Source organism: Microbacterium sp. NPDC080220 (assembly GCF_040686395.1).
GTDB lineage: Bacteria > Actinomycetota > Actinomycetes > Actinomycetales > Microbacteriaceae > Microbacterium > Microbacterium gawkjiense.
In genome coordinates, this window is sequence record NZ_JBFBOP010000005.1 from 91,537 (window position 1) to 116,721 (window position 25,185).

Sequence of the window (25,185 nt, forward strand, 5' to 3'; positions counted from 1 at the left end):
TTCAGAGGTCCTTGCCGCTCTTCTTGGCGTAGCGGACGCGGACGGTGCGCTTGACGCCGTCCTTCGTCTGCTCCTCGACGCGGTGGCCGACACGGGTCGGCTTCTTGGTCGACGGGTCGACCAGCGCCACGTTGGAGATGTGGATCGGGGCTTCCATCGTCTCGATGCCGCCCGTCTTGGTGCCGCGCTGCGACTGGCCGACGCGGGTGTGCTTGGTGACGTAGTTCACGCCCTCCACCACGACGCGGTTCTGCTCGACCAGGACCTCGAGGACCTTGCCCTGCTTGCCGCGGTCGCCGCCCTTGTCCTGCTTGCGGCCACTGATGACCTGAACCAGGTCACCCTTCTTGATGTGCGCCATGATCAGATGACCTCCGGTGCCAGCGAGACGATCTTCATGAACTTCTTGTCGCGAAGCTCACGACCGACCGGGCCGAAGATGCGGGTGCCGCGGGGCTCCCCGTCGTTCTTCAGGATGACGGCGGCGTTCTCGTCGAACTTGATGTACGAGCCGTCGGGACGACGGGTCGACTTGACGGTGCGGACGATGACGGCCTTGACCACATCGCCCTTCTTGACGTTGCCGCCCGGGATCGCGTCCTTGACGGTCGCCACGATGACATCCCCGACACCGGCGTAACGGCGGTTGGAACCACCGAGAACGCGGATCGTGAGGAGCTCCTTGGCGCCGGTGTTGTCGGCGACCTTGAGGCGAGACTCGTTCTGGATCATTGCTTACTTCGCCTTCTCGAGAATCTCGACCAGGCGCCAGCGCTTGGTGGCGCTGAGCGGACGGGTCTCGTTGATGAGGACGAGGTCGCCGATGCCGGCGGTGTTCTGCTCGTCGTGAGCCTTCACCTTCGACGTGCGGCGGATGACCTTGCCGTAGAGGGGGTGCTTCACGCGGTCCTCGACCTCGACGACGATCGTCTTGTCCATCTTGTCGCTGACGACGTAGCCACGACGGGCCTTACGGTACCCACGGGCGTTGACGTCGCGGACGTCGTGCTCGGCCGACTCGTGACCAGCGGTCACGGGCGCCGTAGCGGCATCCTTCTTCTCAGCCATCACTCGGCCTCTTCCTTCGCGGCCTCAGCGGACTCGTCCGCCTTCTTGGCCTTGCTCTTCTTCGCCTTGGTGGCCGTCTCGACCGGGGCGGGGGTGGCACGGATGCCGAGCTCCCGCTCGCGGATGACGGTGTAGAGCCGCGCGATGTCGCGCTTGACCGCACGGATGCGGCCGTGGCTCTCGAGCTGGCCGGTGGCCGACTGGAAGCGCAGGTTGAACAGCTCTTCCTTGGCCTTGCGCAGCTCCTCCACGAGGCGCTGGTCTTCGAACGTGTCCAGCTCGCTCGGGGCGAGCGTCTTGGTGCCGACGGCCATTACGCGTCGCCCTCCTCGCGCTTGATGATGCGTGCCTTGAGCGGCAGCTTGTGGATGGCACGGGTCAGGGCCTCGCGAGCGAGCTGCTCGTTGACGCCCGCGACCTCGAAGAGGACGCGACCCGGCTTGACGTTGGCGACCCACCACTCGGGCGAACCCTTACCGGAACCCATGCGGGTTTCGGCCGGCTTCTTGGTGAGCGGACGGTCGGGGTAGATGTTGATCCACACCTTTCCGCCACGCTTGATGTGACGCGTCATGGCGATACGAGCGGACTCGATCTGACGGTTCGTCACGTAAGCGGGCGTGAGGGCCTGGATGCCGAACTCACCGAACGTGACCGCGGTGCCGCCGGTGGCGGCGCCGTCACGCTTCGGGTGGTGCTGCTTGCGGTACTTGACCTTGCGGGGAATAAGCATCAGGCAGACGCTCCTTCTGCGGCGGGGGCCTCGCTGCGCGGGCCACGGCGACGGTCGCCACCGCGGTCGTCACGACGTGACTTCGGCGCGTTGGCCTGCTCGCGAGCGAGCTCCTTGTTGGTGAGGTCGCCCTTGTAGATCCAGACCTTCACGCCGATGCGGCCGAAGGTGGTCTTCGCCTCGTAGAAGCCGTAGTCGATGTTCGCGCGGAGGGTGTGCAGGGGCACACGGCCTTCGCGGTAGAACTCCGAACGGCTCATCTCGGCGCCGCCGAGGCGGCCGGAGACCTGGATGCGGACGCCCTTGGCACCGGCGCGCTGCGCACCCTGCAGGCCCTTGCGCATCGCGCGGCGGAAGGCCACGCGGGCGGAGAGCTGCTCGGCGATGCCCTGCGCGACCAGCTGAGCGTCGGCCTCGGGGTTCTTGACCTCGAGGATGTTCAGCTGGATCTGCTTGCCGGTGAGCTTCTCGAGGTCGGCGCGGATGCGCTCGGCCTCGGCGCCGCGGCGGCCGATCACGATGCCCGGGCGGGCGGTGTGGATGTCGACGCGGACGCGGTCACGCGTGCGCTCGATCTCGATGTTGCTCACGCCGGCACGGTCGAGCGACGTCGTCAGGAGGCGACGGATCTTGACGTCCTCCGCCACGTAGTCGGCGTAGCGCTGCCCGGGCTTGGTGGAGTCCGAGAACCAACGCGACACGTGGTCGGTGGTGATGCCGAGGCGGAAGCCGTACGGGTTGACCTTCTGTCCCATTACTTGCTCGCCTTCTTGGTCTGGGCAGCCGGGGCGGACTCGGCGACCTCGGGGGTCGAGAGCACGACCGTGATGTGGCTGGTGCGCTTCTTGATCTGGAACGCGCGACCCTGGGCGCGGGGCTGGAAACGCTTGAGCGTCGTGCCCTCGTCCACGTACGCGTTCTTCACGTACAGGTCCTGCTCGTCCAGGAACTCGTTGTCCTTGTCGGCCTTCACACGAGCGTTCGCGACCGCAGCGGCCACGAGCTTGTAGATGGGCTCGCTGGCACCCTGGGGAGCGAACTTCAGGATGGCGAGAGCCTCCTGAGCCTGCTTGCCCTTGATGAGCGCGACGACACGACGAGCCTTCTGAGGGGTCACGCGGATGTGCTTCACGCGTGCGATGGATTCCACCATTTGTACTCCTCCTCTTCCTCTCTCTGAGAGCGTCGCCGCGTCAGCGGCGACGGCCCTTCTTGTCGTCCTTCTCGTGGCCGCGGAAGGTGCGGGTGGGCGCGAACTCGCCCAGCTTGTGACCGACCATGGTCTCGGACACGAACACGGGGATGTGCTTGCGTCCGTCGTGCACGGCGATCGTGTGACCCAGCATGGCCGGGATGATCATCGAACGACGCGACCAGGTCTTGATGACGTTCTTGGTACCGGCTTCGTTCTGCGAGACGACCTTGCGAAGCAGGTGCTCGTCGACGAAGGGGCCCTTCTTAAGGCTGCGAGGCATCTTCCTCTACTCCTACTTCCGCTTCTTGCCGGCGTTGCGACGGCGAACGATCAACTTGTCGCTTTCCTTGTTGGGGTGCCGGGTACGACCCTCGGCCTGGCCCCAAGGAGTGACGGGGTGACGTCCACCGGAGGTCTTACCCTCACCACCACCGTGCGGGTGGTCGACCGGGTTCATGGCGACACCGCGGACGGTCGGGCGGATGCCCTTCCAACGGTTGCGGCCGGCCTTGCCCCAGTTGATGTTGGACTGCTCGGCGTTGCCGACCTCGCCGATGGTGGCGCGGCAGCGCGCGTCGACGTTGCGGATCTCACCCGAGGGCAGACGCAGCTGCGCGTACGGGCCGTCCTTCGCCACGAGGCGGACGGACGCACCGGCCGAGCGTGCCATCTTCGCGCCGCCGCCGGGGCGGAGCTCGATGGCGTGGATGACCGTACCGGTGGGGATGTTGCGCAGCGGCAGGTTGTTGCCGGGCTTGATGTCGGCGCCGGCACCCGACTCGACGATGTCACCCTGCGACAGCTTGTTCGGGGCGAGGATGTAGCGCTTCTCACCGTCGAAGTAGTGCAGCAGCGCGATGCGCGCGGTGCGGTTGGGGTCGTACTCGATGTGAGCGACCTTGGCGTTGATGCCGTCCTTGTCGTTACGACGGAAGTCGATCACGCGGTACTGGCGCTTGTGGCCACCACCGATGTGACGGGTCGTGATGCGGCCCTGGTTGTTGCGACCACCGGTCTTCGCCAGCGGGCGAAGGAGCGACTTCTCGGGCGTCGACCGCGTGATCTCAGCGAAGTCGGCGACCGACGAACCGCGACGACCGGGGGTCGTGGGCTTGTACTTGCGAATAGCCATGTCTCTAGTCCTCTATCCCAGCTGTCAGCCGACGGCCGTGAAGATGTCGATGGTGCCCGACTTCAGGCTCACGATGGCGCGCTTGGTGTCCTTGCGCTTACCGGTGCCGAAACGGGTGCGGCGGGACTTGCCCGGGCGGTTGAGCGTGTTCACCGACGCGACCTTGACGCCGAAGATCTTCTCGATGGCGAGCTTGATCTCGGTCTTGGTGGCGCGCGGGTCCACGAGGAACGTGTACTTGCCCTCGTCGATGAGCCCGTAGCTCTTCTCGGAGACGACCGGCTTCAGGATGATGTCGCGCGGGTCCTTGTTGACGGCGGTCATGCCGAGACCTCCTCGGTGGAGCCGGCCTTCGCAGCGACGAACGCGTCGTAGGCGGCCTTGGTGAAGACGATGTCGTCGGAGACGAGCACGTCGTAGGCGTTGAGCTGGTCGAACGTGAGCACGTGGACGTACGCGAGGTTGCGGACGCTCTTGACGCTCAGCTCGTCATCACGCGTGATGACGACCATGACGTTCTTCGTCGGCGCGAGCTGAGCCAGAACCGCGGCAGCAGCCTTCGTCGAGGGCGCACCCTCGATGCCGAACGAGTCGATGACGTGCAGACGCCCGCCGCGAGCCCGGTCGCTGAGCGCGCCCAGGAGGGCGGCGGCGACCATCTTCTTGGGGGTGCGCTGCGAGTAGTTGCGCGGCTTCGGTCCGTGGACGATGCCACCACCGGTCATGTGCGGCGCGCGGATCGAGCCCTGACGGGCGTTACCCGTGCCCTTCTGCTTGAAGGGCTTGCGGCCGGCACCGGAGACCTCACCGCGACGCTTGGTCGAGTGGGTGCCCTGGCGAGCCGCCGCGAGCTGCGCGACGACGACCTGGTGGATGAGGGGGATGTTCGTCTTGACGTCGAACAGCGCGGCGGGCAGCTCCACGGAGCCGGCCTTCTTGCCGTCTGCCTTCACGACGTCGAGCGCGAGAGTCGAGTCAGCCATGTTCAGGCACCCTTCACTGCGTTGCGGACGTAGACGATGCGGCCACGAGCACCGGGGACGGCGCCCTTGACGAGCAGCAGACCCTTCTCGGCGTCGACGGCGTGCACCGTGAGGTTGAGGACGGTCACGCGCTCGCCACCCATACGGCCGGCCATGCGCATGCCCTTGAAGACGCGGCTCGGGGTCGACGAGGCGCCGATCGAACCGGGCTTGCGGTGGTTGCGGTGCGCACCGTGCGAAGCGGAGACGCCCTTGAAGTTGTGACGCTTCATGACACCGGCGAAGCCCTTGCCCTTGCTGGTGCCGACGACGTCGACCAGCTGGCCGGCCTCGAAGGTGGCGTCGACGGTGAGCTCCTGACCGAGTGAGTAGTCAGCGGCATCCGCCGTGCGCACCTCGGTGAGGTGACGACGCGGGGTCACACCGGCAGCCTCGAAGTGGGCCGTCTGCGGCTTGTTGACCTTGCGGGGGTCGATCTGGCCGGAAGCGATCTGCACGGCGTTGTAGCCGTCGCGCTCGGGCGTGCGCACCTGGGTCACCACGTTGGGGGCGACTTCGATGACGGTGACGGGAACGACCTTGCCGTTCTCGTCCCAGACCTGGGTCATGCCGAGCTTGGTGCCCAGCAGGCCCTTGGAAACCTTGGAGTTGATGTCAGCCATGATGATCGACCTCAGAGCTTGATCTCGATGTTGACGTCGGCCGGGAGGTCGAGACGCATCAGCGAGTCGACGGCCTTGGGCGTCGGGTCGATGATGTCGATGAGGCGCTTGTGGGTGCGCATCTCGAAGTGCTCGCGGCTGTCCTTGTACTTGTGCGGCGAACGGATGACTGCGATCACGTTCTTCTCGGTCGGAAGGGGCACCGGGCCCACGACCGTCGCGCCCGCACGGGTCACGGTGTCGACGATTTTGCGTGCCGACGAGTCGATGACCTCGTGGTCATACGACTTCAGGCGAATGCGGATCTTCTGTCCCGCCATTGTCTGCTCACTCTCTTTCTCGCGTCGTACCTCGAGGGCATTGGACGCACGGGGCGCTTGCGCGCCGGGCACTTCTCCCCGCCCGGAGGTGGGGGATCCGTCACCGCTGTTCTGATGTCAGTCCGCAGGAGACCTGCGGCATCCGCTTCCCCTCGCACGCACGCGTGCGCATCCGTTTCCGGAGTGGGTGTGGGGATGTGATGTTCTGCTGCCCGCGGCCTAGGCTTCTCGCCTATGCACTGCCCTGGCAGTGATCCCGCGCAGAGCGCAGGAATGTGGAACCTGTACAGTCTACGTGCCGTTCGGGCGTGTCGCAAACCCGGGCGTGTCGCGCCGCCGGGTACGCTCCCCCGCCGCCGTCAGTGCGCTGTGCGTCCGGGCGCCACGACGGCGCTGAGGGTGCGGAAAAGGATCTGAATGTCCTGCATGAACGACCAGTTCTCGACGTAGTAGAGATCCAGGCGCAGGGCATCCTCCCACGAGAGCGTGGAGCGTCCGCTCACCTGCCAGAGGCCGCTCATTCCCGGCTTCACCCGCAGCCGGCGGTGGGCGGCGTCGTCGTACAGTGCCACCTCCGCCGCGCGTTGCGGCCGGGGGCCCACCAGACTCATGGTCCCCACGAGCACGTTGAACAGCTGGGGCAGCTCGTCGATCGAATGCTTGCGGATGAGGCGCCCGACCTTCGTGATCCGCGGATCGTCCGTCACCTTGAAGAGCGGACTGTCGCTGGTCCCCTGCAGGTCGAGGAGGCTCGCGAGCTGATCGTCGGCATCCGCCACCATCGAGCGGAACTTCAACATGCCGAACTCGTCACCGCCCAGACCGACCCTGGGCTGACGGTAGATGACGCGGCCGGGGGTCTCGGACCGGATCGCGATGGCCGTCACCAGCATCACCGGCGAGAAGACCAGGATGAGGACGACCGAGCCGAGCAGGTCGAACGTGCGCTTCGCGAAGCGGCGCACGCCGTCCAGTCGCGGGAACTCCACGTGCACGAGCGGCAGCCCCGCCGCCGGTCGGGAATGGATGCGGGGGCCCGCCACGTCGGTCAACGCGGGGGCGACGACGAGGTTGCCGCTGCGGTCCGCGACATCCCAGCCCAGCTGACGCATCATCTCGGGGTGCACCTCGTCCGCCCCGGCGACGATGATCGTGTCGGCGTCAGTGGCATCCATCGCCTCCACCGCGTAGGCGAACCCGCCGACGACGGGGACGTCGCTGATGGTCTGGCGTCCGCGCACGTCGGTCACGACCCCGACGATGTCGAAGCCGGAGGAGTCCGCGCGCCGGATCGCGCGGATGATCGAGCCCGCCTTCGCGGGCTCCCCCATCACGAGGGCACGGTAGACGTACTTCGAGCGACGCTGCTGCGCCCTGAGCCACAGGCGCCACACCCATCGGGTGAAGATCAGCGCGACGAGACCGACCGGCATGGCGACGAGGAACAGGCTGCGCGAGACCTCGATGCGGAGGAAGAAGGCGATCGCGACGAAGAGCGCGAACACGGCCACCGTCGCGTTGACGAGGCGGCGATACTCCTGCTCGCCACTGCCGACGATGTTGCGATCACGCGTCTCGAAGACACCCAGCGCGATGAGCCAGACGAGGCCGAGGAGGATCAGCGCCGCGACATAGGGGATGCGGGGTCCGCCGTCCCAGGTGACGTCGCGACGCTCGTCCGGCAGGACCAGCGAGAAGAAGCCCACGAGGACGGCGGCGACGACGACGGTGTCGCTGTAGACCAGGCGGCCCGCGAAACGGGCGGGCCAATCCCGCGCGGAGCGACGGGCGGGGACCACGACGGAGGCGCGGCCGAGTCGTCGATCAGCCCGCCGGATGCCACGCATCGACCGGCTTGCGACGGCACGCCTCAGCACGCGGCATCCCTGGCAACGTCCGTGAACGTCCCCGACGGCAGCAGCCGCAGCGCGGATCGGATCACGGAAATCAGCCTTCCTGTCGACGGCACAGCCAGGTCGAACCGCCCCGCGCGTCGACTCGCGCCGTCGACGACGTGTGCTGTGAATCTCACAGGATGCTACCAAACCGGCCGCATTCGGCCAGGCGTTGGATCAATGGCAGGTGTCGGTAACGGTCGTCTTCGTCTCGTTGATCATCGGCGTCGTCCACACCGAGAGCGGTCCAAAGTCGCCCTTCCCGGTAAACGTCGCGGTCACCGTGAAGGCGCCGTCCGGGCGCAGCCGCGCCTGGAACGGCTCGACGACCCGGCCGAGATCGACGTTGCCGGTGCGGAAGGCCGACGCGCCGCCCGTGGTCTCGGCGGAGGCGAGTTCCATCCCCGGAGGGGCGTACATGTAGACCTGGGTCCCGAAGTACGCCGCCCGCTGGCTCCGACTCTGGACGTATCGCGGAAGACCCTCGGCGTCCGCCTGACTGATGTCGAGCGAGACCGTCGCGGTCGTCGTCAGGGTCGTCACGCCGTCGGCGCACGACATCGTGGATTCGACAGCGGTCTTCGTGTAGTAGTCGATCTTCGAGGCCGACACGTTGCGGAAGAAAACGCCGTTCACGGTCTCCGCGGTGTTGTCGGTGGGAAGGATGCCGGAGAGGCGCCCCGAGCCCGCGATGATCTTCTGCGTGTCGGGGTCTTCGCTCCAGGCCAGGATGCTGCCGGCGTCGATGCTCTCACCCACGGCCCACGCCATGTCCTTGATGTTGAAGTCGCCCCCCGCGATCTTGTCGAAGACCGCGCTCGCGACGCCGGCGAAGAACGCGTCGGACTTGAGGTCAGGGTCGGTGTACGGGTCCCACCACCGGTAGACGTCACTGAGGAGAGTCTTGACGGCGTTCTTGTTGTCGAGCGTCTTGCCGTCGACCTCGATGGGACCGGTCGCGAGAAGCATGCGCTGGAGGGCGATGGGATCGACCGAGATGACGCCGTCGATGTGCGTGTCGTCGATGTCGCGGTTCCAGAAGGCCTTCACCATCTCCGCGACCCCCGGCCAGTCGGGCTGGGAGGGCGCGAGGTTGATGTAGCTGCCGTAGCGGCTGCCGTAGAGCGCCTTCGCCGACTCCGAGATGTCGAGGTCGACCGTCTCGCCCTCGACGAAGGATGCGCTGCTGGCCTGTCCCGCGATCTCGAGGTCGCCCTTGTCTGCGGTGATGAGCGTCTGCGAGGCCGAGCTGCCCCCGAGCGGCAGCGCTTCGGCGTTGTTCTGGAAGACGAGCAGGTAGTTCTGCTTCTCTTCCGCGCCGAGGAGCTTCGGAAGGAGCGTGAACATGGGGCCGGCGGCATCCGCCACCTCCGCGACCTGATCGACTCCCGAGCGGACCGGTCCGATGAGGGCGTCCGACGCGGCGACACCCTTCAACTCGGAGCTCAGCTTGGAGATCTCGGGAGCGGCCGCTTCGATGAGCGGCAGGGCACGGGCGAGGATCTTCCCCTGGCCGTCATCCTGCATCTTGAAGACCGGCCCGCCGACGTCGTTCGCGAACACGTCGAGGGTCTCCGCCGCCAGACGCACGCCGCGCAGGTTGTCGCCCGCCCCGGGGATGAGCTCCGCCATGCGCCAGACCGGATCGGCTGCGGCACCCGCCGCATCCGCCGCACCGGACGACAACTTCGGGATGGCGTCGGAGACGTTCCCGCCGTCCTGGATGGAGGTGACGGCGGCCTGCGCCGACTCGAGACCGTTCTTGGCGATGACGACCTTGATCACGAGCCACACCGCGAGGGCGAGGAAGAGGACGACGACGATCAGGATCACGCGGCCGACGATGCGACCGCGCGACGTCCTGTGGGTCTCGTCGCTGTCGTCGCGGTCATCGGGCGCGGCGGAACGTCCGGCCGCGGCCCGCTCGGCCGCTTCACGCGCGGCGCGTCGGGTCTCGGGAGGCATGGCTCACATCCTAGCCAGCGGGTGTCTGGGAGACCGTCGGCGCGGGCGTTGCACCGGCGGGCTCGAGTGAACTCTCGACGAACTGCGGCCGAACCGTCACCGGAATGGTCGCCACCCCGTCGACGGGCTCGATGGTCTTCGTGGCGCCCGTCATGGTGGTCACCGTCACCGCGACATCGCTGCGGACGGTCATCTCCGCCTTGCCCTTCGGAGCCCACACGACGCGCACGGCATCCTTCTCGTCACCGAAGCGCACCGAGTGGACACCCCTCGCCGTCTCATCGGCGGCGAGGCTCCGACCACCGATGCGAGCGATCATCAGAGCCTGCGCGTACCCGACGGGCTTCGGCTGGAAGGCGGCCACGCCGGAGGCCTTCTGGTAGTACATGCCGAAGTTGCCCTCGTGCTTCGCGGGGCTCGGGTCGTCGTTGATGAGGTCGTACCAGAAGAACTTCTCAGCCCCGCTCGCGAGCGCCGTGACCGAGGTCCGCACCAGGTAGTCGGCCTGCGCCGAGACGGTCCGGCCGCCGGTCTTCGACGAACTGCCGAGCTCCGTGATCCAGATGGGACGGGTCGTCTTCCCGTTGTCCTTCATGCTGCGGTTAGCTTCGTCGATGATGCCGGCCAGCGACTCCGGGTCACTCGACACCTCGTACGGGTGGAAGCTGATCGCGTCCGCGTACTTCAGGCCACCCGCGCGCCACAATCCGTCGAACCACGGTGCGTCGTAGCGCGCGGTCGAGCCGGCGATGATCGGCAGGTCCGGGTCAACCTTCTCGACCGCATTGTGCACGGAATCGAGCAGGGGGACGTAGCACGAGGGCTTCGTGCCGCAGGCCGTCTTGTTGAAGCGCGTGTGGTTGAACTCGTTGAAGACCTCGAGCCCGACGAGGTCGAATCGCTCGGCAATGGCGGCTGCATAGTCGCCGTAGGCCTTGATCGCCGCTTTGCTCGTGGGCACCTTGCCATTGCCGTACAGCTCGTTGCCGTAGTTGACGATGCCGAGGAGGTGGATGCCGCGGGCGTGCAACCGGTCGAACCCGTCGACGTAGTGGTCCGCCCAGTCGTACTGGCCCTTGGTCGTCTCGTTGAAGCGCCACAGGACGTCGTTGCGGGCCAAGCCGATCCCGAGGGATGCCGTCAGGTCGGCGGCGTCGTCGTAGAGGTCGTTCTCGACGTGGAGCCCCACCCCGAACCGAGGGTCGGCGGCGATGGTCGTGCCCTCGTAGTCGATGACGCCGAGCAGGGTCGTGACGGTGCCTGCGCCCGTCTTCACGGCCACGCTGTAGTACCCCTCGTCCAGGCCCGTCAGCGGGACCGCTTCGAGCGCGTGGGACGCGTCGAGCGCGCCCTTCGCTGCGACCTTGCCGCCGGCATCCGTCGCGGTCCAGGAGATCTGCCCGGCCGGGGCGCGGACCGCGAGCATCGGGTTCGACGCCGGCAGGATGAGGGACCGGTTGACGATCGTGTCCTTACCGCCGACCTTCTCGAATGATGGGTTGGGGACGACGTTCTTGCCGTCGGCGCCCACCAAGGAGACATCGTCGATGCCGAGCCCGGCGACGGGGCCGTCGAGGACCACGCGGATCTCAGCGGTGTCCGCATCCGCCGGCGCGGTGAAGGTTCCCGTCACCGTCGACCACGCTGCATCCAGCTCGGACAAGGCGATCCGCTGGTCGCCGATCTCGATCGACGCATCCACCGCCTGAGGGAGGGGCGAAAGGGACCGCGCCTGTGCGGAGAACTCGTACGACGCACCGGCGACGACAGCGACCTCGACGGCGAGCGCCGTCGTCCTCTGATCGATGACCGGTGCGTCGATGTACGCGGCGACCGCGCCGTCAGCAGCCTGGCCGACCTGGGGGACGACCCGAGCGACCTTCGTTGTGGAGGCGCGCTCCCACGAGCCGAAGGGACCCACCGCGACGACCGATTGCGGTGCGGCGACCGGGGTCGGCGTCGGGGTGGGTGTCGGAGTGGGAGCCTGAGTCGACGCCGAGGGGGTGGAGCGCGTTTCGGGCGCCGGCGCCGACCCGCTGGTCGTGAGCGCGACCGCGGTCCCGGTGAGCGCCCCGACGAGGACGATGGCCGCGCCGATGTAGATGGTTCGCCGGCGGATCTGCATGGCGATGCCCCTCCAAGGGTGTGGGAAGTGAGCGTCCATCATCACAGACGCGGCTGCGAGCGCAGAATCGACGCGGATGCCGGGCCGTATGATCTGTGCGATGTCACCTGCGCCTCTCGTCTCCATCGTCGTCCCCGTGCACAACGACGAGGGCACCATCGAGGCGGCCCTCGCATCGTGCCTCGCCCAGACCCTCCGGGAGATCGAGGTCGTCTGCGTGGACGACGCGTCCGACGACGGCACGGTCGCCGTCGTCGAGAGGATGCAGCGGACGGACGGGCGCATCCGCCTCATCCGCCATGAGGAGAACCGGTCGGCGCTGCAGGCACGGCGCAGCGGTGTGATGGAAGCACGCGGCGACGCGATCCTGTTCCTCGACGGCGACGACGAGCTCGAATCCCGCGCTGCGGAGGTGACGCTCGCGGCGATGCAGGGCTCCGGCGCCGATCTCGTGCAGTTCGATGTGACCGTGGTCGACCGGCATGGGAACTCCGGCGGCGCCTTCGAGCGGCGCCTCGCACCTCAGCACGACTCACTGCGGAGCAGTGCGGTCGTCACGGGCCTGTTCCCCGCCGACGCGCCGGCCCGCGGGCAGCTCTGGAGGTTCCTGTTCCGCACCGCGCTTCTCCGAGCCGCGCACGCCCACATTCCGGAAGATGTCTCCCTGGTTCGCGTCAACGACCTGCCGCTGATGTTCCTGGCCGCCGCGCTGGCACAACATTTGGTCTCCGTCCCGGAGAAGCTGTACCGCTATCACCTGGGTCGGGGTGGGAGCGGTCATCAGGTCGACACGATCGAACGGGCCAGGTTCTACGCCGCGGCAATCGACTCGGTGGACATCATTCGCGACGCGGTCGCGTCCGTGGCCGCAATCTCAGGGGACGCCACCGCGGTTCACGAGGCCTATGCCGCGGCACGACTATGGACGGTCGGTTACGTGTGCCGCCAGCTCGTCGAGCGCGCCGATCCGAGCATCGTCGATTCAGCGGTCGAGCATCTGCGCACCAAGACGACCGACGATGACCTGCTCGCGGCGGCGGGCGCGCACTCCCCCAGGTCGCTCGCCGTCCTCGCACGGCACGTGGACCATCAACCCATCACGAACCGCGAGGTGCGCAGCATCCTGCTCGCGACCTCGACGCTACGGACCGGCGGAGTCACTGCGGTGCTCTCCACGCAGGCGCGGATGCTGACAGAAGCAGGATTCCGAGTCACCGTCGTCGCACGCAACAGCAACAGCGACCCCAGCTTCCTGCCCTCGGGTGTCGACTTCGTCGAGCTGGCGGGCGGAGGGATCGAGGCGCGCCTCGAGGCGTGGAGGGCGATCTGCCTCACTCGCTCCGTCGACGTCGTCATCGACCATCAGATGCTGTACTCGAGCTACTGGCCGGAGTTCGCCGCGATGACGCGTGCGTGCGGTGGCGCCACCGTCGGGTGGCTGCACAACTTCGTGGCGCGTCCGCTTCTCGACGGTGACGACCGCCTGGGGAACATCGAGAAGTTCGCTCGCGTGCTCGCACATGTCGTCGCACTTTCCCCTCTCGACGTGAGCTACCTCAAGCTTCGCGGCATCACCCACTCGTCCTACATCCCGAACCCGCCGTCCGCGATGCTCGACGGCGAACGGCGCGCTCCTCGGGCACGGCTGACGGGGCTCCACCCGATCCACCTCGTCTGGTGGGGGCGGCTCGAGGAGCGGACCAAACGAGTGAGCGAGCTGCTCGAAGTAGCGGTGCTGCTGCAGCGCCGTCACACCGCCTTCTCTCTGACTGTCATCGGCCCCGATTGGGGCGGCTGGACTGCGGCCAAGTTCAATGCCCTGGCGCGCAGGCGCGGCGTCGCCGAGGTCGTTCGCGCAGTCGGCCCGAAGCGTGGGCGAGAACTCGAAGCCGCCATCGACACCGCGGACGCCTTCCTGTCGACCAGCCTCATCGAGGGATACCAACTGACCATCGCTGAAGCGCAGTCACGGGGTCTTCCGGTGTTCATGTACGAACTGCCTTGGCTCACCCTCGTCCAGGAGAACGCCGGGATCATCTCGGTGCCACAGGGGGATGCCGCCGGTTTGGCAGATGCGATCACCGCCGTCGCCGCTGATCCGGTCCTCTTCGCGCGACTTTCGCGAGGCTCACTCGACGCAGCCGAGCGCGCAGGATCCTACGACTTCTCCGACCTCTATCGTCGCGTCGTCACCGGAGCGCCGACGGGGGCGTTCTCACCTGAGCCGACTCTGGAAGATGCACGCCTGCTGTTGGGGCTGCTCCGCTTCTACTCCGAGGCCAACCGGTCTCAGACGAAGACGGTGACCCCGCGGCGCGAACTGGCCGCCCGGATGTGGCGGCGGGTGGCGCCTCTCGGGCGCGTCGGGCTCCAACGCCTGCCGGGCTTGCGTCCGCTGGTCGCGAGGCTGAAGCGACGAATGGGCATCGCGGACTGAAGGCGAGCGTCTCAGTTCTCCGTTTGCGGGTCAGGGTCAGTCGGCACAACGGGTGGAATCACTACCTCCGATGGTTCTGGAAGCGGCGCAATCGGCGTCTCCTCCGGCTCCGCCGACTCCTCGGGCTCCGGCGTCTGCGCCGGAGCGGGAGGGGTAACGATAGGCGTGGGCGATGGAAGCGCGCTCGGTTGGGGCGTGGGAGCCCCGGATTGTGGGACGTCATCCGTCGACGACTCCACGGGGGGATCTCCCGGCCCACCGGACTGAGAGCCTGGAGTCACGCCTGGCGGAGCCTCGACCTGCTGATCCGAGGTCGCCGTGTCAGCCGTGAGCTCGCGCAGAACCTCGACCGACTTGCTGACGCGATCCCCTTGTGCCCCCTCAGCCCACAGGGTGTATGTCCAACTCGGCGCGGAACAGGGGTAGGGCACGACGAAAGCGGTCGCCGACGACGGGAGATCGCGCTCAACGGAACCCTCCATCGACCCGACGCCCTCCACAGCAGAAGCCAGAGCGACGGTCGATGCGCCTGTCGTGCTCCAGCTGAGCTGGACCACTGATTCGCTACTCGGTGAATCACATGCCGCATCTTCCGGCCTGGACGAAAACGCTTCGATTGAAACGAGCTCTGCAGCGACAGGCTCGCGCTCCCCGCGCGGGGCGCCCAAGGCGCGATCCGGCGCAGCAGCCAGAAGCGCAACCGCGGCTCCAGCCGCCGCGGATAGCACGATGACCCCTCCGGTGATGATGAGACCCAGGATCCGACGCCGGTTCTGTTGACGCGCAGACCTTCGATGAGAATCTCGACGCATGGCCGCGCGTGAGGGCCGACCATCGCTAACGTTCACCGTCGCTGCAGCGAGCCAATCGTCGATGGAGGCCGAGCTCGCCCGCCCCACGGGTTCCGCGCGGGTAGCTTTGCGGTCGGGGTCGGTACCCTCCGCGCCGATGAGCCCAGGCCGAGTCCCCTGAGTCGATCCGGTCGCAGGAGACTCCTTCGCCCTCAGCGCATCCGGTTTCGCGGCGTGTGCTGCTCCGACTGCGGACGCCCCCGGCTGCTTCGTCCATTTCACATAGTCGGCGATGACCTCTTTCGCGTCTCCGTCTGCACGGAGCTCGCCCTTGTGGATCCACAAGACGCGATCGCATGTATCTCGGAGGGAACCGGCAGAGTGGCTGACGATCATCACCAGGCCTGCGCTCTCGCGCAGTTCGCGAATCCGTTGCTCGCTTTTGACTTTGAAGCGCCGATCGCCCACAGAGAGTGCTTCGTCGATGAGGAGAATCGAGTGCGCCCGCGCCGAAGCGATTGCGAACCTCAGGCGAGCACCCATTCCCGAGGAGTACGTTCGCATCGGGTGGTAGAGGAAATCGTTGAGTTCCGCGAAATCTGCTATCTCGCCAACGTGCGCTGCGGCTTCCTCGGGCGTGAAACCCATTGCGAGCAGGCCGAGCTTGATGTTGTTCTCGCCGGAAAGCTCCGGCACGAGAGCCGCGTTCACCCCGAGGAGAACCGGCCGGTCCGCAGCCCAGATGGCCCCTTTTGAGGTCGGTATGAGACCGCTCATCGCTCGGAAAAGCGTGGACTTACCGGAGCCGTTGTGGCCCACAACGCCGATCGTTTCGCCCTCTGACGCCGTGAACGAAACCCCGCGAACAGCCGGGACCGTGATCTGCTCGCGGCCTCCGCGAAACGCACGCGCGTTGAGAATCGCATCGCGCGAGCTCATACGTTTGCCGGAAGCGTAGACGCGATAAGTGACATGTGCGTCTTGCGCCACGATCATGGGACGCACCTTCGCGGGTTCGCTCGACGCGCCAGGGTGGATCAGATCAGTCACTGAGGCCATACTTCGCCTCCGCTCTCCAGAAATAGATCACGCCGATCCCGAACGCCAGCAGGGCCCAAACAGGAGCCGCGATCACGGCGAGTAGGGGCGCCGGGTGGCCCACGATCATGACGTCTCGAACGAGGGCGATGTAGTCGTAGGTGGGAATCAGGTGGGCAATCGTCAGCAACACCGGGTTGTCCGCGAAGATCACATCGACTTGAAAGAAAATGCTGCTGACGTAGAACAGAATTCGATTGATTGTCGGAATGAACTGCTGTACGTCTCGCGCCCAAACTGACAGGCGCGCCACGATGAGCGCCATGCCCAGATTGAAAAGCGCCATCATGGCCAGAATCGGAACGACGAGCAGCCACGTCCAGGAGATCGGCACCCCCAGGATCATCAACAGGACTGCAAGAAGGACGACGATCGGGATCAGCCGAAGAGTCTCCTCGATGACGGTGGCGAGCGGGAGAAGAATCCGGGGGAATCCGAAACTCTGGACGAGCTTCGCATTCCCGGTGATCGCGCGCGCTCCCTTCCCGAAGCACCCCGTGAAGAACTCGAAGATGAAAACACCGGTGAGCAGATACGGCACCCAGTCATCGGGACGGGCTGCCCCTGATAGCAGGACACCGAAGATCGTGCCGTAAATGGTTGCCGTAAGAAGTGGCTTCAGAACGATCCATAGCACTCCCAATCGGTTTTGCAGGAGCGACCCGATGAGCCGGTGACTCGCCAGGGTCGCCGCAAACCTACGACGACGCCAGGCTTCGAGTAGATACTCTCCGAGGGGTGGCCGGCGGCCAACAAGAAGCAGGCCAGCTGCAGGAGCGTCAAGGCGTGCATCCATGCCAGATCTCGCCACCTCTCGTTAGCAGGACCGATTGCGCGACGAGCGGCGCATACTCGCGAGATGATACTCGGCCTGCCTGACAAGCCCGGCCGGTGCGCGAACGGCGTGCGCTCACGCGACAGCGTCCATGGCCGCACGGATGGTCCGTGTCAAGTGTGCGACGTCCGCTCGGGCCGCAGCGATGGCCGGCGCCAGACTGTCCAAATGATCGGGCAGCCTGTCTGCGAACTCGGCGAACTCCTCGTACCGCCCGACGAGACCCCCGAGCCCGGCCGCCGTCAGCAGACGCCCGATCTTCTGAGGATCACTGCCCGAGCCCAAGGGGAATGCTCCCTCCGTCGCTCCCATGATCAATCCGTGCGCACGATCGCTCACCACCGCGAGCGAACGCGAGTAGACGGACCGGACATGAGCGTCGAGCTCATCGTGCTTCATGCTCGCCGCGGCGAGGTACTCCCCTCCGAGAGCCTCCGCCAATCGCACAGCCCTGGGCGCATCGCGCGCTACTTGCGCGAGAGTGACGATCTTGCGCCCTGTGGCGGAGCCCAGCGCACGCATGTCCGAAAGCCACTGGTCCCCGGGCCACGGTCGATCGAATCTCATGGTCACGGCGATGAGATCCCTCGCGGATCGAGGTGACCATGCACCGACATCAGTCCCGAGAGAGTAGGCCCAGTCCGGGGCGAACTCGCCGAATCCGGCAGCGTCACGCGATCCCTGATCGCGCCACGAGAACACCGTGGCTCCTCGGAACGATGCGTCGAACGCCACCGGCCCGAGTTTGCTCACATCCTTGACGCCGATACCGGCGACGATCAGGGCGCCGCCTGCGCGGAGCACCCTCGCGCATTCCGCCGCGCGCCGCGGCACCGGAAACACACCGGGCTGAGGGTTGATCTCGCCCGCGTTGAAGGCGTGCACCGGTCGGGTGGATGCTTTCTCCGCCTTCACCCACTCCGCTCTGTGGACGTAGTAGGTGATGTCCGCCGCGTGGGGGAAACCCGCCTCGTAGTCCGTTGTGGGCGTGCCGAGAAAGACATGGAGGTGGCGGTCGGGACCGCGGAGAGCCTCCAAGTACGCGACTCTGAGAGCAGAGTCACCGAGATTGTCATCTTGGCCCGCGAGGTGCGCGAAGACGTTCTGAGTCGCTTTCGTGTTCACTACGCCGCAGTCTATTCTTTGTCGAGTGTCGCCCACGTTCCCGCTTCGCTTGCTGAGCGCTCATCGCAAGCGACGGAGGACGCTGGACCCCGAGCCGGAAACCGGCCTTCGAGTGCTCGTGTCCGGAAGGCCGCCAACTCACGCCGCCGCGCAGGTAGATCAGCTCGTCGGTGACGACGCGGCCGGCGAAGCCCCGACGGGAACGGCCCTCGAGTTCCGGGCGGTGATCCGCGATCCGCGAGACGTAGATGTCATCCATCTGCTGTCACCCGACGCGGTCATCGGAGGTCCACGGACTGCAGCCGGTGAGCGTCTGCGGCGAGCCACCGCTTTCGCGTCCCACGTTCGCCGTCATCGCATCGCACTCGTCCAGACGGTGACCGCATCGAAGACACGTACGCCTGCCGAACGGATGCTCGACAGCGCCACCACCTTCTTCGCAGCGCGGTCCGCTGAGCAGCCGACACCGGACGTTCATCGGACTCGCGTCATCCCCCAGAGTCACCTCGGTGACCGATTCCTCGGCTACCCCCGAGCTGACGCAGTCTCCGGGCGAGCCGTCATGCTGACGTCAGGCGTCTTCGATGCGGCCTACGAGGCTCCGCTGAAAGTGTTCGCAGCCGCCGACCTGCCAGGAACGACCCTCCGCCTCGTCGGACGCGCACCGGCAGCGTTGGCCGCGTCCTTCGCTCGGAGCGCCGGGCGTAACGCCGGGAGGATCGCGCTTCGCGACGCCGCTCTCTCCGACGCGGAGAGGGTGGTCGAAATCACGGCGAGTGAGTTCGTCGTGATCGCAGCCCCGGAGGATCCGCTCTCGTACGCGACGATGATGCTCGCAGTGTCGTTGGGCCGGCCCGTCCTCGTGGAAGAGACCGCGGAGACAGCGGCCCTCGCAACCGAGATCGGCCCCGAATGGATCCGAACTCACCCGGGACGCTTGACCATCGCCACGCTCGAGGCATCCGTACGCGCCATGCGCGCCGAGACGTTCACCGAAGCCCCTCGGCTGTCCTCGCGAGCTCCCAACCCCGTCGCCGCGATGTATCGCGACCTTTACCGCGCGGCCGCATCCGCGGCGCGGCGCTGAAAATCACCGTCGATTCAGGATCTTGATGCAGCCCGCTCCCCTTGTTTCCGTCGTGATCGCCGAGTCGGACACCCGACGCGTCGAGACGGCACTCCGATCGTGGCGGGATCAGGATCTCGAGGCCCTCGAGATTCTGTGGATCGTCGACGAGACCGTCGTCGACCCTGATCTCGATCGCGTCCGCGGAGCCGACGATCGTGTCCGAATCGTTCGCGTCCCCCCGAAGACGTCGGCTGCTTCTGCCCGTCGTCTTGGTCTCGAGCAAGCAGCGGCCCCTCTGACGCTCATCGCGCGCGCCGGCGAGCACGTCCCGCCTGCGGCCGCCCGCGTCGCGGCGACGACCTCCTCAGACGACGACAGCGATCTCATCGTCCTCTTCGACGATGCAACGGGAACGACGCTCCCTCCGGTCATGGCGGAGGAGGATATCGTCCGTCATCTGTTCCCCGAAAATGATCCCCTGACCGCCGACGGGGTCCTCCTGTTCGTACGCACGGATCTGATCCGGCGAGTGGCCGACGAACTCGGCGATGGTGATCGCACAGAGCGCTTCACCGCCGGGATGTTCTTGGCCGTCGCACTGGCGGATCGCGCTTCGAGCCGCGCACTCGAGGGCATTCGCACGCCGACGTCCGGAGATCACCACGCATCCGCACCCGGACAGGCAGAGATCGCCTTCGGCGATGTGGATGCGTTCGTCACGATCGAGGGGCCGGTCAGAAAGCGCGCCCGAGAGATCGCCAACCCGGAGCCACTTCTCGAGGGGTTCCGCTCCGTGCGGCTCGCCTTCATCGCGCGCTCGATCCGCGCTCTCACATCCGACGGCGTTCCACGGCAGTTGCTCGAGGTCCTCCACGCCCGGGTGAATCCCCTCGATGTCGTTCTTGCGGCCTCGGAGTTCGTGCCGGAGTTCCTCGCCGTGCTTGCTCAGGACGGGGAACGAGTCGAACTCGCCGGGGGGCCTCGCAGCGTTCTGCTCACCACCAACATCCTGACGACGGGCGGGGTCTCAGGCGTACTCCTCGCTCAGGCCCGGATCCTGAGGGATGCCGGTCACCGGGTCACGATCGCAACGCATCGCGCGGGCAGCGACCCGTCCGCAGCCCCCGACGGAGTCACCGTCGAACACCTCACTGCCACCACGCCGCGCGACCGACTTCTGCAGTGGGCCGAGATCTGTCGACGCAACGAGATCGATACCGTCATCGATCACCGCATCCTCTACTCACGCGACTGGCCCGGGTATGCGTTGGCAGCTCGGGCTCTCGGAGCCGCGACGATCGGATGGATCCACAACTTCGCAGGCCGGCCGACGTACAACGGGAACGAGCTGCACTCCCTTCTGCAGCAGCATCTCGGCGCCCTCGCCCAACTGATCGTGCTCTCCCCGCTGGACGTCGCCTTCTGGAAGTTGCGCGGCATCGAGCGAGTCGCGTACCTTCCCAACCCGCCGTCGCCCATGCTGCTCGACACTCCTGACGACGCGCGGGCCAAACCGCGACCGGAGGGCCGCCTCGAATTGATCTGGTGGGGGCGGCTCGAGGAGCACACGAAGAAGGTGAGCGAACTCGTCGAGGTCGCGGCCCAGCTGAAAGCCCTCGGAACCAGGTTCCGGATGACCATCGTGGGGCCGGACTGGGCCGATATGTCCAGAGATCGGCTCAACGCACTCGCGTCCGAACGCGGTGTGGCGGACCTCGTCGAAGCCGTCGGCCCGCGACGTGGCGACGACCTGCTGGCCGCCATCGACTCGGCACACCTCTTCGTCAACACGAGCATCATCGAGGGATACCCGCTGACCCTCCCCGAGGCTCAGTCTCGGGGTCTCCCCGTCGCGATGTACGACCTGCCGTGGCTCGCATTCCTCCAGGACAACGACGGAGTCGTCACTGCGCCTCAAGGAGATGCACGTGCCCTCGCCGTTCGTATTGCGGAACTGGGCAAGGATGGAGAGCGGTACGAGGCGATGTCGGCTGCATCGCTGGCAGCGGCCCGGCGCGCGGCATCCGCTGATTTCGCCGATCTCTACGGCCGACTCCTGTCCGGAACGCTCCCGTCCACACACTCACCGGAGCCGACTCTCGAAGACGCGCGGCGGTCTCTGGACCTTCTGCTGTTCTTCGCAGAGAACCGGGCGCCGCGGCAGGCACCGCGACCACGCGCAGATCGACGTCTGCCTCCGGCCACGACGCGCGGTCGATTCGAGCGGAAGTTCACTCCGAGCGCTCATCGCGTGCTGGCCATCGCACCTTGGCTGCGTCCGCTGGCGCGCCGAGTGAAACACCTGCTGCTGCGGTGAACCGCATTCTCCCCGCCTCGGAAGGGCGCACCTTGCAATGATCACGAAGCCCCTCGTTTCGATCGTCATCCCCGCATACAACGACGAAGAGCACATCGCGACCGCGCTCGAGAGTTGCCTCGCACAAACCCTCCGGGACATCGAGGTCATCGTCGTCGATGACGCATCCACGGACGGCACGACCCAGGTCGTCGATCGCTTCGTCGACCGAGACTTCCGGGTCAGACTCCTGCGCCAGCCGGAGAATGCGTCGGCCCTCCAAGCGCGTCGTGCTGGAGTGATGGCAGCGCGTGCAGATCATCTGCTCTTCCTCGACGGCGATGACGAGCTGGCCCCCGCTGCCGCCGAAGTCACGCTGGAACGTGCTCGCGCGCAGAACACGGACCTCCTCCAATTCGGCGTCGACGTCGTCCGAATCGACGGGACGACGGGAGGACGCTTCGAGTCGCGCTTGCAGCCTCGACATGACCGACTGGAAGGGGATGAGGTCCTCCGCGCACTCTTCCCGGAAGACGAGCCCGCCCAGGGCCAGCTGTGGCGGTATCTGTTCCGCACCGAGATCCTGCGCGACGTCTACGAACTCGTGCCGGACGAGCTCGTGCTGCCGAGGGTCAACGACCTTCCCGTCATGTTCTTGACGGCTGCGCGCGCACGGCGGTTCGCGTCTATCCCGGATCGGCTGTACCGCTACCACTTCGGCCAAGGAAGCAGTGGGCACAAGCTGCAGTCGCTCGAGAAGGTCACGTTCTACGCAAGCGGGATCTCATCCATCGACGCCATCGGGGACATCGTCACGAGCATCGCCTCTCGCAACGCGAACGGCGGGAGGGTTCTCGACGCCTACCGATCTGTCAGAGAGTTCATCGTGGGTTACACCACGTCCTACGTCGCCCAGCACACCCCCGACGATCTTCTCGAGACAGCGTTTGCGCACCTCCGAACTCGGGCTGCGTTCCCTGACATCGTCCGCGCGGTGGCCCGCCACTTCCCGGCCAGCCTCGACGTCCTCGCCGCGAACAGCGGACGGGTCGACCTCGGGACACGATCGATCCGGAACGTGCTCATCACGACAAGCGCGCTGCGTACAGGCGGAGTGTCAGGCGTCATCCGCGCACAGGCGCAGCTCCTCACCGACGCCGGCTATGCGGTGACCGTCCTCACCCACGAAGCATCGGCACCGATCGGCGTACCAGCGGTTGACCAGGTGGAGCTTGCTCCGGGTGGCCTTGCGGATCAGCTGGCGGCATTCGTCGCTGTCTGCCGAGACCGCGACATCGATGTCGTCATCGATCACAGCATCCTCTACTCGCTCGGGTGGCCGACTTTCGCACTGGCAGCGAGAGCAGAGGGGATCGCGACGATCGGCTGGGCTCACAACTTCGCGCTGCGCCCTGTGTTGCTCGGCCTGAAGCGCCTGGACTTCCAGACCCGCCACCTGCCGGCTCTTGCGACTTTCGTGGTTCTGTCGCGACTCGACGTCGCGTTCTGGAAGCTTCGCGGGATGCCGCGCACGGTCTTCCTCCCGAACCCGCCCTCGGACATCTTCGTGGCGCAAGCTCGCCGGTCCTCGCCCCGGACCGCGCCGCGCGGGCGCCGCGCGGAGCTGATCTGGTGGGGACGCCTCGAGGAGAGGACCAAGCGACCATCCGAGTTGATCGCGGTTGCGAGCGAACTGGCCGGAAGGGGCGTCGACTTCCGCCTCCGGATCGTCGGCCCAGACTGGAACGACCTCTCAGGCAGCGACCTGGAGGTTCGTGTCGCGCGCGCCGGACTCGAGTCTCAGGTGGAGATCACGGGCTTGCTCACGGGCGGGGATCTGCAAGCAGCGATCGACTCCGCTGACGTCTTCGTGAACACGAGCGTCATCGAAGGACATCCGCTCACGCTCCCCGAGGCCCAATCCCACGGCCTCCCCGTTGCCATGTACGACCTACCTTGGCTCGAGCTGCTCGACGGAAACGAGGGCGTCGTCACCACGCCACAACGGGATGCCGCTGCCCTGGCGGCAGCGATCGTGACGATCATCTCCGATCCTCAGCGCTACGAAAAGCTCTCATCAGGATCGCTTGCGGCAGCTGAGCGTGTGCGGGCACAGGATCTGACCCCGTACTACCGAGGACTCTTCGCCGGTAAGCTGCATCACGACCACTCGCCGGATCCGACGACGGCTGATGCGCAGCAGCTCATCGACCTCGCGATCGATTTCGCTGAAGACTTCACGCAGGCGCCGTCTGATGCCACGCGCACCCTGCCTGCCGCAGCGGTCACCGCCGCCGCCCCGAGCACGAGCGGCGAGTCGGGCATCACTTCGCTGGCGGAAGCACTCCGGCCGACCGCGAACCGGCTCCTAGAGCGAATCCCGGCACTGCGACCGCTTGCTCAGACGCTCAAGCATCGTCTGTTCGAGCGATGAGCTCAGATCTCTTCGCGACATCTCGGCGCCGTCAATGTGAGGCGGGATGACCCAACGGGACTCAAGCCGGTGGCACTGATGTCATAAAGCGCTCGACGGTCTGGCAGATGATGACATCCGGCCGCTGTTCGCTGATCACCTCATCCAACATCTCAGCACTCCACACAAAGCGATGTTCTTTGAAGGCGCGCGATATCCAGAAATTCAACCCTCTCGGGTGATCCCCGCCGCTGAAAAAGCTGTTGCCGAACACGAGCACCTTCGCATCGATCGGTGCCTGCGGCGTCACCCAGTGGAGCATCCGCCCGGTGTGCCCGCTCTCTGGCCGGTGCTCACTCTGCAGGACGCGTCCCTGCGCAACCTTCTCGAGCCACGGAGATGCTGGAACAAGATCGGGCTCCGGGATCGGACGGCCGAAGAACCGAGCACCCAGATCCCCGAGGAAGACACCCGAAGGCGAGAAACGGACATCGTCCATGAATGACGCATCGGTGAGGGCGGAGATGAGCGCGCGAGCTTCCACGGCAGCCCCACGCGGCCCCAAATGCGAGTCGCCCCGAAGCCACAGATCGTTTACGCTGCGCGAATCCTGCGAAGCTTCGGCGAGGGCACTCCGGCCGCTCACATAAAAGGGCGCGTCTGCCAATTCGCGGTCGACGTCCCGCAGCAACGGAGTGACGGGACCAAGACCCGCCACGCGGCTGTCCAGCGAACTCGACTTGTCAGGTATGCAAATCTGCACGTACTCGGCGCCGGCGGCGCGGGCCCGGGAGTCGCGAGACTCGGTCAGCGTCGACCACGCCAGAACTTTGGCCCGGAGGGATGCGATCTGATCAGCTTCGGTGGGCTCCGCGTACTGGCGAATGAGGCCGTTACTCCCTCCGACAAGGAAAAGGTGACCCCCCGCGCCCACCACCGCGGAATGGTCCTCGGATAATGCTCCGATCGGCAGAGATACTGCGGAGTATTCCAGCTCGCCCGTGTGGTCGGGCGAGACGATGCCGTGGGTCACTTTTGCCTCT

Annotated in this window: 25 protein-coding genes and 1 pseudogene; 5 read left to right on the top strand and 21 right to left on the bottom strand. The window is 66.4% G+C overall.

Features of this window, described 5'->3' with window-relative positions:
* Nucleotide 1: 1 nt before the first annotated feature.
* The 16 genes from rplX to AB0P29_RS09615 all read right to left on the bottom strand — a co-directional run bounded on the left by rplX (nt 2) and on the right by AB0P29_RS09615 (nt 12,078).
* Nucleotides 2-361 (bottom strand): 50S ribosomal protein L24, encoded by a 360-nt coding sequence (gene rplX, locus AB0P29_RS09540; protein WP_064003325.1) that lies wholly within the window; start codon nt 359-361, stop codon nt 2-4.
* Between the two features lie 2 nt (nt 362-363).
* The gene (gene rplN, locus AB0P29_RS09545) at nt 364-732 is read right to left on the bottom strand and encodes a 50S ribosomal protein L14 (RefSeq protein WP_064003326.1); all 369 of its coding nucleotides are present in this window, start codon (nt 730-732) and stop codon (nt 364-366) included.
* 3 nt (nt 733-735) lie between these two features.
* On the bottom strand, nt 736-1,068 hold the full coding sequence (gene rpsQ / locus AB0P29_RS09550; RefSeq protein WP_082886192.1) for a 30S ribosomal protein S17: 333 nt from the start codon (nt 1,066-1,068) through the stop codon (nt 736-738).
* Complete coding sequence (gene rpmC, locus AB0P29_RS09555) at nt 1,068-1,382, bottom strand: 50S ribosomal protein L29 (protein WP_018187344.1); 315 nt, start codon at nt 1,380-1,382, stop codon at nt 1,068-1,070. Before rpmC ends, rpsQ begins: the two co-directional genes overlap by 1 nt.
* Nucleotides 1,382-1,801 carry a 50S ribosomal protein L16 gene (gene rplP / locus AB0P29_RS09560; protein WP_064003327.1) on the bottom strand — a complete coding sequence of 140 codons (420 nt, stop codon included), beginning with the start codon at nt 1,799-1,801 and terminating at the stop codon, nt 1,382-1,384. Before rplP ends, rpmC begins: the two co-directional genes overlap by 1 nt.
* Nucleotides 1,801-2,556, bottom strand: coding sequence for a 30S ribosomal protein S3 (rpsC, locus tag AB0P29_RS09565; RefSeq protein ID WP_363379521.1), 756 nt, complete (start codon nt 2,554-2,556; stop codon nt 1,801-1,803). Before rpsC ends, rplP begins: the two co-directional genes overlap by 1 nt.
* Complete coding sequence (gene rplV / locus AB0P29_RS09570) at nt 2,556-2,954, bottom strand: 50S ribosomal protein L22 (protein WP_064003329.1); 399 nt, start codon at nt 2,952-2,954, stop codon at nt 2,556-2,558. The genes rpsC and rplV overlap by 1 nt, the downstream gene beginning before the upstream one ends.
* Nucleotides 2,955-2,994: 40 nt before the next feature.
* The gene (gene rpsS, locus AB0P29_RS09575; RefSeq protein ID WP_018187348.1) at nt 2,995-3,276 is read right to left on the bottom strand and encodes a 30S ribosomal protein S19; all 282 of its coding nucleotides are present in this window, start codon (nt 3,274-3,276) and stop codon (nt 2,995-2,997) included.
* A 12-nt stretch (nt 3,277-3,288) separates the two neighbouring features.
* Nucleotides 3,289-4,128 carry a 50S ribosomal protein L2 gene (gene rplB, locus AB0P29_RS09580; RefSeq protein ID WP_036309862.1) on the bottom strand — a complete coding sequence of 280 codons (840 nt, stop codon included), beginning with the start codon at nt 4,126-4,128 and terminating at the stop codon, nt 3,289-3,291.
* Between the two features lie 24 nt (nt 4,129-4,152).
* Complete coding sequence (rplW, locus tag AB0P29_RS09585) at nt 4,153-4,452, bottom strand: 50S ribosomal protein L23 (protein WP_064003330.1); 300 nt, start codon at nt 4,450-4,452, stop codon at nt 4,153-4,155.
* Complete coding sequence (gene rplD / locus AB0P29_RS09590; protein WP_064003331.1) at nt 4,449-5,111, bottom strand: 50S ribosomal protein L4; 663 nt, start codon at nt 5,109-5,111, stop codon at nt 4,449-4,451. Before rplD ends, rplW begins: the two co-directional genes overlap by 4 nt.
* Nucleotides 5,112-5,113: 2 nt before the next feature.
* A complete protein-coding gene (gene rplC / locus AB0P29_RS09595; RefSeq protein ID WP_363379523.1) occupies nt 5,114-5,773 on the bottom strand; it encodes a 50S ribosomal protein L3 in 660 nt (219 codons plus the stop codon).
* Between the two features lie 11 nt (nt 5,774-5,784).
* Nucleotides 5,785-6,093, bottom strand: a complete 309-nt coding sequence (gene rpsJ, locus AB0P29_RS09600; RefSeq protein ID WP_018171443.1) for a 30S ribosomal protein S10 — start codon at nt 6,091-6,093, stop codon at nt 5,785-5,787.
* 359 nt (nt 6,094-6,452) lie between these two features.
* Complete coding sequence (locus tag AB0P29_RS09605; protein ID WP_363379524.1) at nt 6,453-7,970, bottom strand: sugar transferase; 1,518 nt, start codon at nt 7,968-7,970, stop codon at nt 6,453-6,455.
* A gap of 195 nt (nt 7,971-8,165) precedes the next feature.
* Complete coding sequence (locus tag AB0P29_RS09610) at nt 8,166-9,953, bottom strand: DUF4012 domain-containing protein (protein ID WP_363379525.1); 1,788 nt, start codon at nt 9,951-9,953, stop codon at nt 8,166-8,168.
* A gap of 10 nt (nt 9,954-9,963) precedes the next feature.
* The gene (locus AB0P29_RS09615) at nt 9,964-12,078 is read right to left on the bottom strand and encodes a hypothetical protein (RefSeq protein WP_363379527.1); all 2,115 of its coding nucleotides are present in this window, start codon (nt 12,076-12,078) and stop codon (nt 9,964-9,966) included.
* A 100-nt stretch (nt 12,079-12,178) separates the two neighbouring features.
* On the opposite strand from AB0P29_RS09615, the gene AB0P29_RS09620 reads away from it, so the two are divergent.
* A complete protein-coding gene (locus tag AB0P29_RS09620; protein ID WP_363379528.1) occupies nt 12,179-14,515 on the top strand; it encodes a glycosyltransferase in 2,337 nt (778 codons plus the stop codon).
* Nucleotides 14,516-14,526: 11 nt separating this feature from the next.
* Here AB0P29_RS09620 and AB0P29_RS09625 read toward each other — a convergent pair whose 3' ends face one another.
* From AB0P29_RS09625 to AB0P29_RS09635, 3 genes are all read right to left on the bottom strand, one after another.
* Entirely contained in the window at nt 14,527-16,356 is a 1,830-nt protein-coding gene (locus AB0P29_RS09625) for an ATP-binding cassette domain-containing protein (RefSeq protein WP_363379530.1), read from the bottom strand.
* Nucleotides 16,349-17,200, bottom strand: coding sequence for an ABC transporter permease (locus tag AB0P29_RS09630; RefSeq protein WP_363379531.1), 852 nt, complete (start codon nt 17,198-17,200; stop codon nt 16,349-16,351). The genes AB0P29_RS09625 and AB0P29_RS09630 overlap by 8 nt, the downstream gene beginning before the upstream one ends.
* A gap of 114 nt (nt 17,201-17,314) precedes the next feature.
* On the bottom strand, nt 17,315-18,364 hold the full coding sequence (locus AB0P29_RS09635; protein ID WP_363379532.1) for a hypothetical protein: 1,050 nt from the start codon (nt 18,362-18,364) through the stop codon (nt 17,315-17,317).
* Nucleotides 18,365-18,389: 25 nt separating this feature from the next.
* Here AB0P29_RS09635 and AB0P29_RS09640 point away from each other — a divergent pair, with 25 nt between their 5' ends.
* Nucleotides 18,390-19,451, top strand: coding sequence for a hypothetical protein (locus AB0P29_RS09640; protein ID WP_363379533.1), 1,062 nt, complete (start codon nt 18,390-18,392; stop codon nt 19,449-19,451).
* 346 nt (nt 19,452-19,797) lie between these two features.
* On the opposite strand, the gene AB0P29_RS09645 is transcribed toward AB0P29_RS09640, so the two are convergent.
* Complete coding sequence (locus AB0P29_RS09645; protein WP_253034934.1) at nt 19,798-20,307, bottom strand: hypothetical protein; 510 nt, start codon at nt 20,305-20,307, stop codon at nt 19,798-19,800.
* 6 nt (nt 20,308-20,313) lie between these two features.
* Between AB0P29_RS09645 and AB0P29_RS09650 the strand changes: the two genes are divergently transcribed.
* The 3 genes and pseudogenes from AB0P29_RS09650 to AB0P29_RS09660 all read left to right on the top strand — a co-directional run bounded on the left by AB0P29_RS09650 (nt 20,314) and on the right by AB0P29_RS09660 (nt 24,163).
* Complete coding sequence (locus AB0P29_RS09650; protein ID WP_363379534.1) at nt 20,314-21,750, top strand: glycosyltransferase family 4 protein; 1,437 nt, start codon at nt 20,314-20,316, stop codon at nt 21,748-21,750.
* Nucleotides 21,751-21,787: 37 nt separating this feature from the next.
* Nucleotides 21,788-22,135 (top strand): annotated as a pseudogene (locus tag AB0P29_RS09655) (glycosyltransferase); the annotation flags it as partial.
* A 198-nt stretch (nt 22,136-22,333) separates the two neighbouring features.
* A complete protein-coding gene (locus AB0P29_RS09660; protein ID WP_363379654.1) occupies nt 22,334-24,163 on the top strand; it encodes a glycosyltransferase family 4 protein in 1,830 nt (609 codons plus the stop codon).
* A gap of 61 nt (nt 24,164-24,224) precedes the next feature.
* Here AB0P29_RS09660 and AB0P29_RS09665 read toward each other — a convergent pair whose 3' ends face one another.
* Nucleotides 24,225-25,175 carry a hypothetical protein gene (locus AB0P29_RS09665; protein ID WP_363379535.1) on the bottom strand — a complete coding sequence of 317 codons (951 nt, stop codon included), beginning with the start codon at nt 25,173-25,175 and terminating at the stop codon, nt 24,225-24,227.
* Nucleotides 25,176-25,185 lie beyond the last annotated feature (10 nt).